Below are 15,447 nucleotides of genomic sequence, written 5' to 3'. Positions count from 1 at the left end.
ACAACCTCCCATCATAATTTCAATATACTATGCGGCTGTCCTTTTTTTGCCATGGTCATATGAACGAAAGACACATGACCTGAGTTATACGATAGAATCGGGTTTATTGAAGCACTCCTTCGTGAATGGGACGGCCGATGTTGTCATCAATCATGTTCAGTAAATAAGTGCTATAAGCACTTTTGCCCATCTTCCCCGCTTGCACCAACAGCTCATGCTTTGATATGTAACCCATCCTGTAAGCAATCTCTTCGATACATGCGATCTTTAAGCCCTGACGCTTCTCCATCGTTTCAATAAATTGCGAGGCTTGAAGCAAGGAATCATGCGTCCCCGAATCGAGCCATGTAAACCCCCGTCCGAGTATCTCTACTTGCAATGCTCCAGATTGCAGATATGCCTGATTAATATCCGTAATTTCCAGTTCACCCCGCTTCGAGGGCCTCAGATTGCTAGCGATATCAACAACGCGCCTATCGTAGAAATACAATCCCGTGACGGCATAATGGGAACGGCAGATCAATGGCTTTTCCTCAATCGATACTGCTTTGCCGTCACCATTAAACTCTACGACGCCGAATTGCTCCGGATTCTGCACGTAGTAACCGAATATGGTGGCGCCTTCTTCACGCTCCGCAGCCGCTCTAAGTAACTTGCCCATCCCATGACCGAAGAACAAGTTATCTCCAAGGATCAGCGCCACCCGCTCCTGGCCTATAAAAGGCTCGCCAATCAAGAAAGCTTGCGCGATCCCAGCCGGGTATGGCTGGACAGCATAACTAAGCTCTAGCCCAATCTGACTGCCATCTCCGAGCAACTGCTGGAATAACGGAGTATCTTCGGGCGTGGAGATGATCAGAATCTCACGGATACCAGCCAACATTAACACGGACAGCGGATAATATATCATCGGTTTATCGTAGACAGGCAGTAGTTGCTTAGAGACTGTTTTCGTTAAAGGATATAACCTCGTTCCGCTTCCGCCCGCCAATATAATGCCTTTCATATACAAGCAGCTCCTTCAGGAATAAATTCTCGTACTGATTGACAATATGCTCCCATGAGTAATGATCGATTACGCGCTGCTTCGCCTTACGACCGAACGCTGCGACCTGTATCTCCGTTAATTCGTCTGCCTTCTGAACAAGTGCTGCGAACGAACCCGCTTCAGCCGTAAAATAGAACGCATGGTCTCCTCCAACCTCTCGATTAAATACTACATCGTATAGCAGGTTGACGTTCGTTGATGCCAGCGACTCTAATAAGGAAGGGTTTGTGCCTCCTACCTCGTGTCCATGGCAATAACCGTAAGCCAGCTCCCGGATTTTCTTCAACCGCTCCGTGTCATATACCGTACCCACGAATTTGATTCGCCGATCCAGATCAAAACGCGTTTCAGCCAGCAGCCTGACATAATAGTCGTTCTGCTCGACCCCGGTGATCAGCACAAGATCCTTATCGGTACCCGATTTCATGAACTCCCTTATCATCAGTTCGTAGTTATTCTCCGGCACAAATCGTCCAATGATCACGTAGTATTCCCCTGCTCTCACCTCGTGCCGGCGAAACCATTCCGTAAGTTCTGTGTCAGAAGCCGTAAGGATGGAGGGGGATACGTCTGCTCCGTATGCGATATAGGTGGTCTTAGGTTGATAGCGCTCGTAGTCGGATTGAATATACGCTTCGATGCCCTGAGAGTCACACACCAGGAGATCTGCGTGCTTCACCATCAGCCGCTCCGAATATTTCCAATACTGCTTGATGAACCAATTCCATTTGCCTCGCTTCCATTCATGACCATCCGGATTCACCAGTACCTGAACGCCAAGCCGCTCCAACTTTCGCTTATAAGCATAAAAGAATGGCCCGATACGGCAGGCCAAAATGTACACAATGCACCCTTGTAACTGATGTTGCTGGATATAGCGAAGACATTCCCTCAGACTGAGAAGATCGTAGAGTACCGCACTGGCACTGCCGATCTTCGGCACTTTTACGTTAAAGCACCTTACTCCCTGATATTCGAACTCGCCCGACTCCTGCGCAAGGCAGGATACATGGTATTGGATATCCTCCGAGACTCTTCTTCTTGTCAACTGATCCACAAACGTCTCAAAACCGCCATATTGGGCGGGGATCCCTTTCGAACCGACTATAAAAACATGTTTCTTCATAATAGGACCTCTTCATATGCATTTGAATACCAATCCGTTATATCCATTGCATGAGTGCTCATCGTAAAATCAATCTCCATCGCCAGCATCCTCCGATTCATCTTCCTCAGCAAATCCCGGTTCTTTACAATCGTATCCAGATGTTGAACCAGCGACATCTCATGCGGCTCGCATATCCAGCCGGTGATACCATCCTGAATCAGATCCTTACACCCTGCATATCGCGATACGACCATGGGCACGGCATGCGCCAGCCCCTCCAGTCCTACAAAGCCGAACGTCTCTTTCCAAACGCTTGGAACAATCAGCAGATCTGTCTGCTCCAGAATCGTGTTTAGCTCGCTGTAATGATACTTGCCATGAAACGTATATTTCGCTTTATCCCAATTCGTTGGCACTACGTCGTTACCGTATATATGCAAATGCCATGCTTCCGTGCTCTGTACTAGAAGCTGATCCAGGCTCCGTTTAAGCAAGCCGAAGCCTTTATAATGATCCACGGGTCCAAGATAAGTAATTCGCAGCGGCTGATCTTCAAGGAACAACTTCAACCTCCGCTGATCCGTTATGTCCCGGTGCCTAATCGTCACGACATCTCCGTGAGTTAGCCCATGCTTGCCATACTCGTCTCTGGAGACAGAGCTGTTGAAATGAAGCCGGTCCATGAGGTGAAACATGTCCATATAATAAGCTCTAAGTTCAAGATAGGCCGAAGCTAGCGGATGATCTTGATAACCAAAGCGCGTTGAGATTCCTGACTGGGCGTCCATGGATACGCTTCGGCTCCTGACCCGTCTGCGAAGCTGCTTAACCATATAGCTATTTTTAAATCGACTATATACTCTGGACTGCATCATATAGATCATCGCCAAGCTGTAGCCGTGCTCATTGCAAGAGACGCAACCCAATCCTTGCCGAAAATTACGGCATACCTGACCGGCTTGGTCCAGCAGATTAACTTTGGGACAGATGCCGAAATAATCATGCGTTGTGTATACCATCCGAATGCCTACCGCTTTAGCGGCCTCCAATAACTCCTTATGAACTCCCATGAAGGTATGGAAGTGAATGACATCCGGCTGAAGCTGTTGCAAAAATAGCTGAAAGGGTTCCCGTGGACTCTCTTTCATGAATGCATGCGGCCTCCGGATTCCACCCAGTAAAGGCACAGGCAAGGGATTCACGATCTCATATACCTCAATCCCTTCATAATCCTCGCATCGTTCCACACGCGTTATGCGAGGCCATGTCGTATGCCCGGGATACACAAGCACGACTTCGTGCGATTGTTGCTTCTGCTCCAGCATCAGGTCTACGCTGTATTTCGTTAATCCGCCGGTGCGCAGGGGCGGAAGTCCCAAGGATACGTGCATGATCTTCATCTCTTCATCTCCATTCCGAACGAATCCTGCCTTTTCAAACCGCTCATTCTCTTTAAACCTAGGCTCCTCCCGGCTTCAGGCACAGCCTCATGGCTCATATAAAAGGCGTTTGCAATCAAGCCATATACGATCCAGTTCACCGGATTAGTAAAATACCCGCCGGCAATCTGATAACAGACGATGAACATAAGCAGCGCATACTTCAGTAATCTCTCTTCCGGCCGTACTTTACGAATTAGAGCGATATGGAAAAGAATTAAAAATATGAGCATGAAGATGCCTCCTTCCGCAATCACATACATGAAGGAGTTCGATATGACTTCAACCAACCCGAATTGATAATACATGCCCCGCGTCAAATCGGTATTCAGATTGCCAAAGCCAATTCCCAGCCAATGGGAGTCTATGAGCATCTGCCACATGACGCGAAAGCTTACATCAAAGCGGTAAACAACAGAGCCGTCATTACCGTTGATGATGTCCAGGAACCGCAAGTAAAAGCTGTTTTTGCTCATAACAAAAATGGATATCGCCACGATACCCACGATCAGTAGGGAGATAAAAGCAACCGCCTTCTTGAGCGTTACTCGTTTAAATAAGTGATAATAGAACATGACCGCCAGCGCCAGCAGCATGCTGCCAAACGCGCCAATGCCTGCCGACAATATAATGATCACCGCATTCGTTCCCATATAAAAAAGGCTGAGCCTGCTCTCTTTCCAGGACCCACCCTTCAAAACCATATACATCAGCAAGATAACGAGAATCGAGGCATGAAAGGATGCCTCACTCGGCTCGAAATATAATAAGGATAAACGAACACTCTGATAAATATTGACATTGTCATCCATCCTCCACAACAGATCGGTTCTTAATACTAAGCCGATACCCAGCAAAATGACGTTAACCAAGGAGATCGTATGAACGATCTTTTTCAACATCGGTCCCGTCAATACCATGTCCCTCACTTGCCAGTACAAGAACAAGCACAGAAAGATTTTGGATGTATTAACGAGTAAGCGGGGGATGTCCATCGTGTAATTCAAATAAATCAGCAGAGTGGCATATAACGCTATCCAGTAAAAATATAAGACGGCCCTTATGGTAATCCCGGTTCGCTTGAGCAGATCGAAGACAATTAGAATCAGAGCCAACATGTAGAACAAGTCCAGGTTCGCATCTACCATCTGGTGGAAGATATAGATCAGTGCGATCAGAAATTCCATCCTAATCCTCTTCCGTATGCGATGCAGTTTGCACTACATTCATCTTGTTCTCAATGAACGTCATAATCTGCTGCATTTGCGACGCTCTGGAATACTTCATTCTGTCCGAGTAGTCAAAAGTGCGTTCCGTCATTCCCTTTAGACTGGACGCAATGGCTTGTGGATCATGTACGGCACACAAACCGTATCGACCATGTATCATAGCCGTCAGCTCCTTATCTTCCGTCACCGCAAGAATCGGCTTGCAGGCGCCGATATATTCGAAGGTTTTGCCCGGAATCGCATACTCACTTCCTTTTCTATGCGTTAGAATGACTGCAATGTCCGCTGCTTTAAGCCAGCGGATAGCCTCGGCATGACTAACACTGCCTATAACCTCCAGGGTTACTCCGGTGTTCCGTAACTGTAACGCATCTATCTCCTGAAGAGCCTGCTGATCAAGCAGCCCTATAATATTCAATGTAATCGGCTTATGAGTCTGCCTGTGGAATTCCACAAGTCCCTGGACAAATTGGGTAATGTTTCTTCCCTTATAGATCGATCCAATATGCGTCAGCGTCAGATGACCTGACGTTCCCAGTGCCTGAGGCACACACTCCGAGAAGAGCTCCTCGTCGTATCCATTCGTAATCAATCTGATGTCCATGCCCGGATTCTGTCGTTGATAGTGAGCGCGAATCCCCTCTGATACGGCAATAATGCCGTCAGCTGACTTGGACACGAGCCGTTCTGCTCTGCGAAACATCAGCCTGGGGTTCCCTTTGCCAATCCGATGGTTGATGATATCGCGGATTTCGATAATCACCGGAATATGTGCGGTTCGTTGCTTAATGTATTGGAGCACGTACAGACCATATACATCCGGAATGGTGATATAGATTGCTGCCACTTCTTGCCGACCAAGAAATTCATCCAGTTGACGATATAACGCCATGTTCATTCGATCGAATTGGTGTTGGCTGTACTTGTAGCTTCGCCAAGCCGACAACAGCCAGCGGTTGCGAAGCAGCGGCTCTACCCTGTACCGCAATCCTTTAGATCGTCCATGATCTCCACGGTGACTACTACTCATCTGTGTGAACGAGCTGCTTGGTGTGGCGAACTTATAATTATCATTCGTGAATTGTGATGTCTCAGCCCCGTTCTTCTCGTCATTGATCACGAGCATCCGGTACTTGTCAGTCATGTATTTCATCATCCCTGCGTAACGAACGGAAGCGATAACCGGCTGTCCCTCTATGTAATCCGATATCACGATGATCTGCTTCATCTTAACCATCACCTTCAACCATGAAATATTCTCCATCCTGGAGCGGTACGTTCGCAACCCCGTTCTTGACCTCTCGCAGCTCTTGATTAGGCAATCGTATTCGGCTCGAGGAACTGCCGCTCATTCGCAGTGAGATCTCCTGCTCCCGGAATGACAAAGGGTACAGCAATTTGAACGAGTGCGAGTTCAATTGAACCACCGATGTGTGATCGCGTACGTTAACATATCTGGCAAGCTCACTGCCCGTGCAATGCCACACGTTCTTATCGGATAAATATCCGAATATCCCCATCAGACTATCACAATCGTCCAATATATTGGGACTCTGCCGCTTGCCATCGTCTCTTGAAGGTGCGATATGCTCCTGAATACTGATCACCAACCGGTGCCTAAGCAAATAATCAATTTGTCTTAGCTTCCAGCGGATATATCCGCGTCCCAGCATTCGCTTGATTCTTCCTTCCAGGAAGCGTCGGGTAACATAACCCCGTTCAGCAGTGCTCCGTTCAGGGTCGATGGAATATCCACCACGTTGTTTTTGCCGAACCGCTTAACATCGTAGTTGGTCAACGGATTGTGATCCGAACCTCTTATATTCAAGCTCTCCTGCTCATTCTGGCCTCGGTTCCAATATCTGCACCACCATGTAAACCCCGATTCGTCGATACTATCGTCCGAGAAGTCATTGCTCTCGTAACCGCAATATTTGCCGCCTTGGGGGAATTCGCCAACAGCATCCCGAAAGATGCTCATTCCAGCTTGAATCGTCTCCCTCGCATCTTCCACACTGCTAAATAACGACCACTCCTGCACAAATTCAGCTGCCGACTCCCCTACCCTTCCGTGCGTTGTTCCATGGTAGGCTAACTCAAACCTCGAATCCTCATGAACCGAACGGAAGAACTGCTTGCTCTCTTCATCAGCGTTTATGGGCAGCGAGATTTGGTTAAGTACCGGTTGCTCCAGAATGCCTACACGCTCTCCGACCGGGACAAAGAAAGTCACCTTCACCTCCGGATACTGTGACAGAATGCGATCCATCAGAAACTGCATAGCAGATTGCTCCGCATATTTGTGATAACCCCAATCGCCACCTAATTCGAGCTCACCGTTACCTTTCGTATCTACATGTGTTCGCAAGATCATCCATCATCAGCAGCACCGGCGAATGTGCGTCGTTATACCATTTACAGGCTTCAATGTGCATGATCGGCTCCCCTTGCATACCGCAGGATTCGTCTCGCCTTGACCAGAGTACGGATTAGCCTCGAATTAAACGATGAATGGTTCCAATAGGTGAAGGAATAATTCACGACAAACTGGTTCACCCACTTGAATTTCCACGGATATGAACCCGCACCCAAATCGATATTCATTGCGTGCTTCGTCTCGTACATATACTTAAATATCTCGTACTGTAGTACATCCACGATGCCATGAATACTTGAATACCGCGGAGAATATCCTGTGTTCCAGTTGTAGGATACGTTACCATGCATGTAACAGCAGGAATAGATGATTGTATCTCCGTCTTCAGCTTCCAGCATGAAGATGACGACCTGTTCGTTATTTTTGAACAACCGCTTAAGAAAATCATGGTTTGCCGGGTCATCGAATATGCTCTTCCGCTCGGATCTGCCCTTCTGTTCCAGCAAGTACTCCTTCTCCATCTTGTGAATGGACGCGATTCGGTCCAAAATCTCCTCACTCTCATCTCCATGCACAACTCTTAATCGATAAGGTATCTGTTTCTTCATTTTCTCGATTTTCTTCAACAGCTTGGTATTGAATATGTGCTGGCTTAACTGCTCAAATGAACTGAACTGCTCCATATTCAAGCGGGGACATGACGTTAAATACTCAACATGGGCGTGATAGGTATCACTGCGAAGCAAATAGTGAAGAAGCGCGGACTGCATGCATAGATGGGTCAGACTGATCTTATCCCACTGACCTTCATGCTCAAGAATCGCCTTAAACAGATGCTTGATGATCAATTGGACCGATGAACCATTGCTGCCTACGATGAAATCCAGGTAATCCCCTTGCCCCAAAAAACAGAGCACATGAAAGTTAAAGATGCGCTTTTCATTTCTTCGGATCATCAGCGGAGCGATGCCAACCAGAACACTGTCTTTATAGCAGCAGATGATAAACAACTTCAACTTGGGATCATGGCCATGCGCAAGCCACCAGGCGTAGTTATAGCGAAACGTACTGTAATAGGATAATGAGGGATTTTGCCCTTCGAGCCGTTCCCAATCCTGTTGAATACTTTTCAATCCCGCGACATCTGTCATGATTTTCGTATTCATTAAGCTAGAACTCCTTTTTGAAGAAATCGCCTTGTCTTCACTAGCCCGTGCAAGAGGCTCGAGCTGAAATTCGACGGATTCCAATAATGCATGGCATAGTTCACAACAAATTGATTCGTCCATCTGAATTTCCAGGAGTACGCCCCTGCTCCGAGATCAATCTGGTCCGCAACGCGGTTTTCAAATAAATATTGGACGATCTCCATCTGCAGAACGTCTGCTATGCCATGAAAACCCGCATATTTGGGTGTATACCCCGTATTCCAGTCATAGGAGACATTACCGAACAGATAACAGCAGGAATAGATAATAATCTCGCCGTCCTGGGATTCCAACAGGAAGATAACCACATCTTCATTGCCTCTGAACAATGTACGATAGAATGCCTCGTTATGCTCATCATCAAAGACGCTCCTTCTTTCGGTTCTCCCGCGTTCATTCTGCAGGTAGTCCTTCTCTTGTTTGTGTACATATGAAATTCGATCATAAATATCTTCACTCTGGCTGCCTCGGATAACCCGAAACGTATATGGAATTTGCTTCTGCATCTTACCGGGTTTCTTGCGCATTTTTTTGTTAAAAATGTCCTCGCTCAGTTGTTCAAAGGACCCATACTCCCTCATATTCATCCTGGGACAAGAGGTCAAGTATTCAATATGGGGATTGTAGGTATCGTGTCTTTGCAGGTAATGCAGCAGCCGCGAATTCATGTGAATATGAGTCAGGCTAATCCGGTCCCACTCCGATGAGTTCTCTTGAATGGCCATAAATATGTTCTTAATGATGGACTGGGCAGAGTAATGCCGGTTATCGACAAGCATATCCAGATAGTCACCCTGACCGATAAAACAAAGCACATTGCAGCTTAGAATCATCTTATCGTTACGTCTAATCATGAGCGGCGCTATGCCGACGATTTGCTGGTCTCGATAACAGCAGATAATAAATAGTTTGTAATTTCTGTCCTCTCCGAAAGCAAGCCACCAGGAATAATTGAAACGAAACGTGCTATAATAAGCGATTTGCTTATCCAGTTTCTCTAGCCGCTCCCAATCCTCTCGTATTCCCAAAAAGCCTTCATGATCGGTGATGATTGTAATATTCATGTCTCAGAATGAACTCCTTCTACAGCCATTTTATTCTTCTTCCTCCACCGTACCCGGCTTAGTACAAATCGAACTTCCTCCATCGAGATAAACTTGAACATGATGCACATGCCGATATACGCCATGCATAGAACCACATTCACTAGAATTTCAATGGATACATGCCCTACCAGATGGTGGCAAACGAAATAAATCGCATAGAGCGGGCAAAAAATCACGAGATACTTATAGGGGTACAGCCATCCGAACCCAAGTGCATAATATTTGGAGCCAAAATAATAGAACACGCCATTCGCTGCAATATACGCAATAACGGTGGATATAGCCGCTCCATATATGCCCATTATCGGAATCAGAATCAGATTGACGCCCAGATTCACTAGCGATGCGAATACGATAATGGATGAGTACAGCTTCATCTTGTTAGCAATATGCAACCCGAGCGAATAGAAAATTATGGCACCTGACAAAAAATAAGAGAACGCTATGATAGGTACCAAATAATCAGCGGCTTGATATTCGGCTGTAGCCACGAGCTTAATCGCAATGTCAGCGAATAGGGAAAGTCCCAGCACGCAGAACCAGCCGATAAAATTATACATTCTGAACATCTTGCCGATGCGCGCCGCTCCATCCGGTTCGTTGTACACCTTATACTTGAACGGAGTAAACACCGATGCGAACGGATTAATAAAGACGGGATTAATCAGCATCCCAATCTTATAGCCGACGGAATACACCGCCACGGAAGAGAGGTTCATATAGCCCTTGATCAAGAACCGATCGCTTAATGTGAGAATCCATGAGGAAGCATCCCCAAGGATCAAACCAAAACCGTACCGCAACATCATATCAATCTCTTTCTTCACGATTTTGAACTTGAATTTCGGCAAATCCTTGATAAACATAAAGATGAATACCGTCATATTCCCGAGCATTTGCGATAGCAAGATACCCAGAATGCCCATATCCATAACCAGGAAGAAAAAGAGAGCGTAGAGCAGTGTGAATAGAATTGCACTGAATTGCACCGCCGAGGAGCCAAGTGCGTTAAATTTCATCGCATAGTGACTCGAATAGATCGTGTTCAAACATACAAATACCGACGAGATGACGATGCACGGAATAAAAAAATGCGCCTCAGGCAGCGCACGGAACATTAAGGGATGCAGTAGCGGGTTCAGCAACAAAGCAAGCACGATGCATACACCGCCCCACAACATCGAGAAGGTCATCGTCGTGTTTTTCAATTGATTAGGATCTTCAACCTCATTAAAAAACCGGATCATCCCCGAGTACACGCCCAATGTTATGGCTAATGCCAACAGCTGCTGCACGCTGATGATCAAGTCATATTGTCCATAGAGCTCCTGGGACAAATTATGAGTATAGAGCGGTATCAGAATCAAGTTAATGGACTGTGTTAGTACAGAGGAACATAAGTAGATGAGCCCGTTGGAATATACTTTTTTATTCTCCATATTTCCCGAGTGTAAATGGGTTGCTCAGATTTTCATTCCCGAATGCAGCTTCGTAAACCTTCAACAAGGGCGAGAGATAATCCGGGGCCGGTAGTTGTACGACGCTCTCCTGATAGGACGCATAGTGCTCAATCACCTGTACAACCAATGTTAGCAACTCATCAACGGATCCTGCGGAGTATAGAAGCGCCCCTTCAGGCCTAAGACATACATCACTGGCTACAGCCGGTATACCACAGGCAAGTGCTTCAGCTATCGATACACCATACCCATCGGTTAAGGTCGGACGAATGAACAACTGTGCATTTTGCAATATGGGATGCAGCTCCGTATTCTTCACTTCATAGAACATAAAGAATTCTGCAAGACCAGTCTCTTGCAATTGGATCTTGAGTCCCTCATAATACGCCCGTTCTTCTTCACTCTGCTCCGTAACGCCCATCAAGGCGAACAATACGCGCACCTCATAATTAAGCTCACGCAAGCGCTGTAGCAAGGTAATCAGTTGATCCGCTCCATACAGTTCTCCCCCACGGTAGAATCGAATGTAACCGTTGGCTGCAATCGTGAAGTCGCGATGTGTAAGAAATTCAATCACCTTATCAGGAATTGCGTGGTCATCATGATGCTGCGTCGATAACGGTGGAATGTAAGCGGGCAGGGTCATGACTTGCTCATGTGAGAATCCCATTTCCACTAGCTTCTGCGCGTCCCTCTCATTCACGCACAAGATGCGATGGATCGACTTCAAACTGTTCAACAGCCAATATCGTTCAATGCTGTTCGCGTATTGAATCTGCTGCATTAAGCTTTCGCCATGTACGGTCAGAACAATCTTCTTGCCAAACCATGCATATAATCCGAGCAACATGCGGACCCGCTTGGAGATGGTATGAAAATGAAACAGATCCCCTTGAATCCACGGGAATCTGAGCAAGAACTTCGTATAATTCTGGATCGGATGGACATCGCTTGCAGTATGCGGTCCATTGGAGTCATCGATAATCTCAACATCCAGACCAACGCGCCTCGCATGCTGCGCCACGCGCTGAATATGGATCGATATACCGCCCAGTGGAGGAGGATACGGACCGATTATCACGATTTTCATGGTATGTCTCCCCCTATGATATATGTACTTCCACCGTCTTCAGTTTGCCTGACGGTTCTTTCGGAATATGGTCAACCATATGCAGTTCGAAGCACATGTCGGGTGTAAAGATGTTCTGCAAACGCTTGAGTACCGGCTTCATCTCCTGCAGCACATGTTCCTCGTTTTGTGTTGTCTCTAGCATAATATCGATCTTGTTGTAATGATGCTGAACCAGTTTACAGGCCGTAACGGACTCGGTTCCACGAACGGCAATTGCCACGAGCGCGGAAGGCACCATGTCCTTATTCGGTTTATACATGATCTCCCCGACCCTACCCTCAATCTTCTGAATGGTTGGGAAAAGATAATGAGTTGGCGCGGCTGCGATCGGAGGTGAAACAATATCCATAATTTCATACCGGATGAACGGCGTCACGTTATTGATGAATGAAGTACCGATAACCGCCCGCGAATCCGGATGAAATTCAGCGTAGCCGTACAACGGCAAGAAGCTGTAACCTGGTTCATAATCGGCCTTGCCCGCCATGACCACCTTCTCCGATTGGCCGTAATGAGCATGCAAGACGGTCCCCGGAAAAGCCTTGCGGATCGTATTTTCTTGATAATCATATAACGTTTCAGATGCCAGCAGAATGGCAGCTGGCTGAATTTGATGAACAAGATTATTCTCAAGGATCAGCTTCGATACCAGGCTTAGGGAGGACGGATATCCATGAATATAACGGTAGCCAAACCGTTGAATGAGCTGTAAAATCTTCGTAATATTATTGCTTGTCAGTCTGGAGACGTTCACTCTCAACACCCGATGGTAGGCATCCACGATGTAATCCTCTTCCCCTGGAATGTACCCCCTGAACTCTACTCGGCCATCGCCCGGCCGGTAACCGACCTCAGACCACATGAAGCAGGTTGCCGCCCATTCACGCTGGTCGAGCGTGCGATTATAGTACAGCGGCAGTGACTGCCCCGTCGAACCGCTGGTAGCTCCTTGGGAGAGCTTGCCTGGCTTAAATTTGGTGCTGATCATATTCTCACCGCTCGCCTTAACCATTGCCTTATTAATCACCGGTATCCGTTTCACATCCTGGAAATCCTTTAACTGTCTGGGGTGAAAGACGTGTAAATCATACAGATTCCGGTAAAATGGGGTCTCCTGATAAGCGTACGTGACCATATCAACAAACATACGAAATTGCTCTGCCTGTATTTGTTCAACAGACATTCGTTTCATGCGCTCAAAATGAGCGAGCCAAGCGTAAAACTCTTTACCGACGTTCACGTATTTATACGGAAAGTAGGATAAGACTTGCTTGGCGATTCCTTTATAAATACTCATGCTTAAATCCCTCCCTCCCTAACAGACCAGTCCATGGAAGTCCGAAGTCCGGAAGACGATCCCTTCACGCGAACGACATGACTGGCCTCTTTCACCCCATAACGTGTGGATACCCAGCATGGCAGAAGCTCGACCTGATCCGAACTCGTATGGAATGTAATTCGGAGACTCGTATTATCTACCTCTGCTTGCAGCACAGTACCACTTAGCGTCAGCTTCACTTTGGGGCTCATCACGAATGAAGCCGCATAAGTAATGGACTCATCCGTCGGCACCGCTGGTATCCGAATCAATTCATCATTTATTTCCAGACCGCCTTCGGTCAGTTGAATTTCTCTCCGATGCAGCATTCCGCATTTATCTACATAGCCGTGATGGTAGCCTGAGAAATGACTTTGATCAAACCGTTCGCATACCGCATCGGTCTGCTCTCTCATTAAGAACATAATATCTTCATCAAATTCGTTCTGTTCTTGACCGTTAATTTCCAGCGTATTATGCATGGCTGTGCTGCGAAAATAATTCCGCATCCGATAATCCGCTGTATAGACATACGTACCTGGATCTACGATATAATCCTTGCCACTGACCTGTAACTCAATGCTTAATTGATCGTTATGACTATGCGCGCCTTGACCGCGGAAGGACAACTCTCCGCAACGAATCATACAGTAGGCTGAATCGTTGCGTAGCATATAGTACCCCCCGTCAGGATAAGCAATTGACGTTAACTCCGAGCATGGCTCGTGCTTCTTGTCTGGAGAAGGTGCGATTCCAGTAATCCACAACGCATCCTCCGCATCGGACAAGCCGGCCGCTTGACGAAAAGTCTCATTTTGGAACCATTCCCCTGCCACGGCCAGAAGATGCCGATAATCGTTCCGGACCCAAGAGCCGTAACGGGACGTAATCAGCAGCCGACCGTCGTCAGCATCGCCAACCAGAGGAGTCAGACCATCCGGCTTTGCCATATCGCGGATGAAACAGCACATGGCCTCCAATTTCTTTCGGAACTCCTGCGAGAAGGTAATATCATTGCGCTCGCATAGTATCGTGATAAGCAACAGCATCTCTGTCACGAGACGATGATAGGATGTGGACGCTTCATAGTTGGTGCCGTCTTCGTTCACCTGAACTAACATTTCGCGTTCAAGCTCACGAAGCCCATAGGATAACCACTGCTCCGGTGTGCTCGAATGCCGAATCTCGCCTTTGTAGCTAAAGTTTGAGAAGTACAGACCTAGCGCTACCAGACCAACCAGATTACTGAGATAGTGATTCCCAGTTACCTCCCCTTGATTCTCCAAGTTATTCATAATAAAGATACCGTGCAAATACAGTGATGCGTTGAATCGATTCCAGAACGGCTCATTGCGGTTGTAACTTCTGCGGAAAAACCACGCTCCGGATAGCCAATTGAAAGCCCGGATAGCTACATCCATCGTGCACGCCCAATTCACCGACATTTCTACCGGATTCTGCACAATCCAAGAATCCGTCTGACGCTGGAATTCGAGTAGATATCTGTCGTCCCCACTTAGCCAATATGCCTTGCCTAGTGTGAATACATGCTGAAAGCGCGAGAGCTCCCACGGTACCTTCACATCTGCTGCATCGCGGAGGTTAACCGTCTTGATTCTTTTGTAGTAATGTTGGGGCCATTGATGTCCTGTTTTGAAATCCTGAGTCCAGTTGATTGGCTCCCCAAGCAAAATATCGCCGGAACCAAGCAGATTAAAGCGGTGTTGGCAGATCGCCTCCGCATCCTGCATGATCTGCTGCTCGACTCCATATAGCCTCAACTGTTCCTTATAGACATCTTGATTGACCGGATCGAAATAGTAACTGCTGGTCGTGCGGAACCCTGCAAACTGTTCAACATCCAGTTTCACGGGCTGCCGCTGAAGCTGGAGGCGCTTGAGCTCATAAACCGTATAAGATATAGCTGTCCCAGCAACCTTCTTGCCGGCAGTATGAAGAGGCATAGCAGTCAATCTCTTCCATTTCGTAATTAACGAAGACACGAAGCTTCACTCCCTGCGG

Annotated in this window: 13 protein-coding genes; all 13 read right to left on the bottom strand. The window is 47.1% G+C overall.

What is annotated here, in order from left to right; genetic code table 11:
- Positions 1 to 103: 103 nt before the first annotated feature.
- The 13 genes from rfbA to JCM10914_RS15045 are packed head-to-tail and all read right to left on the bottom strand — an operon-like array spanning position 104 to position 15,428.
- Entirely contained in the window at positions 104 to 1,006 is a 903-nt protein-coding gene (gene rfbA / locus JCM10914_RS15100) for a glucose-1-phosphate thymidylyltransferase RfbA (protein WP_036718398.1), read from the bottom strand.
- A complete protein-coding gene (gene cps2T / locus JCM10914_RS15095; protein WP_052019818.1) occupies positions 939 to 2,174 on the bottom strand; it encodes a beta 1-4 rhamnosyltransferase Cps2T in 1,236 nt (411 codons plus the stop codon). Before cps2T ends, rfbA begins: the two co-directional genes overlap by 68 nt.
- Positions 2,171 to 3,556: a glycosyltransferase gene (locus JCM10914_RS15090; protein ID WP_023962400.1), complete on the bottom strand. Its 1,386-nt coding sequence runs from the start codon at positions 3,554 to 3,556 to the stop codon at positions 2,171 to 2,173. The genes cps2T and JCM10914_RS15090 overlap by 4 nt, the downstream gene beginning before the upstream one ends.
- Positions 3,553 to 4,782: an O-antigen ligase gene (locus tag JCM10914_RS15085; RefSeq protein ID WP_023962398.1), complete on the bottom strand. Its 1,230-nt coding sequence runs from the start codon at positions 4,780 to 4,782 to the stop codon at positions 3,553 to 3,555. The genes JCM10914_RS15090 and JCM10914_RS15085 overlap by 4 nt, the downstream gene beginning before the upstream one ends.
- A 1-nt stretch (position 4,783) precedes the next feature.
- Positions 4,784 to 6,052 carry a glycosyl transferase group 1 gene (locus tag JCM10914_RS15080; protein ID WP_023962396.1) on the bottom strand — a complete coding sequence of 423 codons (1,269 nt, stop codon included), beginning with the start codon at positions 6,050 to 6,052 and terminating at the stop codon, positions 4,784 to 4,786.
- A 1-nt stretch (position 6,053) separates the two neighbouring features.
- A complete protein-coding gene (locus JCM10914_RS30420; RefSeq protein WP_023962394.1) occupies positions 6,054 to 6,497 on the bottom strand; it encodes a hypothetical protein in 444 nt (147 codons plus the stop codon).
- Positions 6,464 to 7,192: a hypothetical protein gene (locus JCM10914_RS30415; protein ID WP_231638661.1), complete on the bottom strand. Its 729-nt coding sequence runs from the start codon at positions 7,190 to 7,192 to the stop codon at positions 6,464 to 6,466. Before JCM10914_RS30415 ends, JCM10914_RS30420 begins: the two co-directional genes overlap by 34 nt.
- A 56-nt stretch (positions 7,193 to 7,248) precedes the next feature.
- Positions 7,249 to 8,367: a GNAT family N-acetyltransferase gene (locus JCM10914_RS15070; protein WP_023962390.1), complete on the bottom strand. Its 1,119-nt coding sequence runs from the start codon at positions 8,365 to 8,367 to the stop codon at positions 7,249 to 7,251.
- The gene (locus tag JCM10914_RS15065) at positions 8,367 to 9,473 is read right to left on the bottom strand and encodes a GNAT family N-acetyltransferase (protein WP_023962388.1); all 1,107 of its coding nucleotides are present in this window, start codon (positions 9,471 to 9,473) and stop codon (positions 8,367 to 8,369) included. Before JCM10914_RS15065 ends, JCM10914_RS15070 begins: the two co-directional genes overlap by 1 nt.
- Positions 9,470 to 10,954 carry an oligosaccharide flippase family protein gene (locus JCM10914_RS15060; protein WP_052019816.1) on the bottom strand — a complete coding sequence of 495 codons (1,485 nt, stop codon included), beginning with the start codon at positions 10,952 to 10,954 and terminating at the stop codon, positions 9,470 to 9,472. Before JCM10914_RS15060 ends, JCM10914_RS15065 begins: the two co-directional genes overlap by 4 nt.
- Positions 10,944 to 12,065: a glycosyltransferase family 4 protein gene (locus tag JCM10914_RS15055; RefSeq protein ID WP_023962384.1), complete on the bottom strand. Its 1,122-nt coding sequence runs from the start codon at positions 12,063 to 12,065 to the stop codon at positions 10,944 to 10,946. Before JCM10914_RS15055 ends, JCM10914_RS15060 begins: the two co-directional genes overlap by 11 nt.
- A 13-nt stretch (positions 12,066 to 12,078) precedes the next feature.
- The gene (locus tag JCM10914_RS15050; RefSeq protein WP_023962382.1) at positions 12,079 to 13,404 is read right to left on the bottom strand and encodes a phenylacetate--CoA ligase family protein; all 1,326 of its coding nucleotides are present in this window, start codon (positions 13,402 to 13,404) and stop codon (positions 12,079 to 12,081) included.
- A gap of 2 nt (positions 13,405 to 13,406) precedes the next feature.
- The gene (locus tag JCM10914_RS15045; protein WP_023962380.1) at positions 13,407 to 15,428 is read right to left on the bottom strand and encodes an alginate lyase family protein; all 2,022 of its coding nucleotides are present in this window, start codon (positions 15,426 to 15,428) and stop codon (positions 13,407 to 13,409) included.
- Between the last annotated feature and the right edge of the window lie 19 nt (positions 15,429 to 15,447).

Source organism: Paenibacillus sp. JCM 10914, assembly GCF_001315105.1.
GTDB lineage: Bacteria > Bacillota > Bacilli > Paenibacillales > Paenibacillaceae > Paenibacillus_AQ.
The sequence above is the reverse complement of the archived record's forward strand: the minus strand, read 5'-3'. Positions and strand labels throughout refer to the sequence as shown.

What these genes read in the sequence shown, in the direction of transcription:
- rfbA (WP_036718398.1), bottom strand. Translation starts at nt 1,006, where the DNA reads ATGAAAGGCATTATATTGGCGGGCGGAAGCGGAACGAGGTTATATCCT.
- cps2T (WP_052019818.1), bottom strand. Translation starts at nt 2,174, where the DNA reads ATGAAGAAACATGTTTTTATAGTCGGTTCGAAAGGGATCCCCGCCCAA.
- JCM10914_RS15090 (WP_023962400.1), bottom strand. Translation starts at nt 3,556, where the DNA reads ATGAAGATCATGCACGTATCCTTGGGACTTCCGCCCCTGCGCACCGGC.
- JCM10914_RS15085 (WP_023962398.1), bottom strand. Translation starts at nt 4,782, where the DNA reads ATGGAATTTCTGATCGCACTGATCTATATCTTCCACCAGATGGTAGAT.
- JCM10914_RS15080 (WP_023962396.1), bottom strand. Translation starts at nt 6,052, where the DNA reads ATGAAGCAGATCATCGTGATATCGGATTACATAGAGGGACAGCCGGTT.
- JCM10914_RS30420 (WP_023962394.1), bottom strand. Translation starts at nt 6,497, where the DNA reads ATGCTGGGACGCGGATATATCCGCTGGAAGCTAAGACAAATTGATTAT.
- JCM10914_RS15070 (WP_023962390.1), bottom strand. Translation starts at nt 8,367, where the DNA reads ATGAATACGAAAATCATGACAGATGTCGCGGGATTGAAAAGTATTCAA.
- JCM10914_RS15065 (WP_023962388.1), bottom strand. Translation starts at nt 9,473, where the DNA reads ATGAATATTACAATCATCACCGATCATGAAGGCTTTTTGGGAATACGA.
- JCM10914_RS15060 (WP_052019816.1), bottom strand. Translation starts at nt 10,954, where the DNA reads ATGGAGAATAAAAAAGTATATTCCAACGGGCTCATCTACTTATGTTCC.
- JCM10914_RS15055 (WP_023962384.1), bottom strand. Translation starts at nt 12,065, where the DNA reads ATGAAAATCGTGATAATCGGTCCGTATCCTCCTCCACTGGGCGGTATA.
- JCM10914_RS15050 (WP_023962382.1), bottom strand. Translation starts at nt 13,404, where the DNA reads ATGAGTATTTATAAAGGAATCGCCAAGCAAGTCTTATCCTACTTTCCG.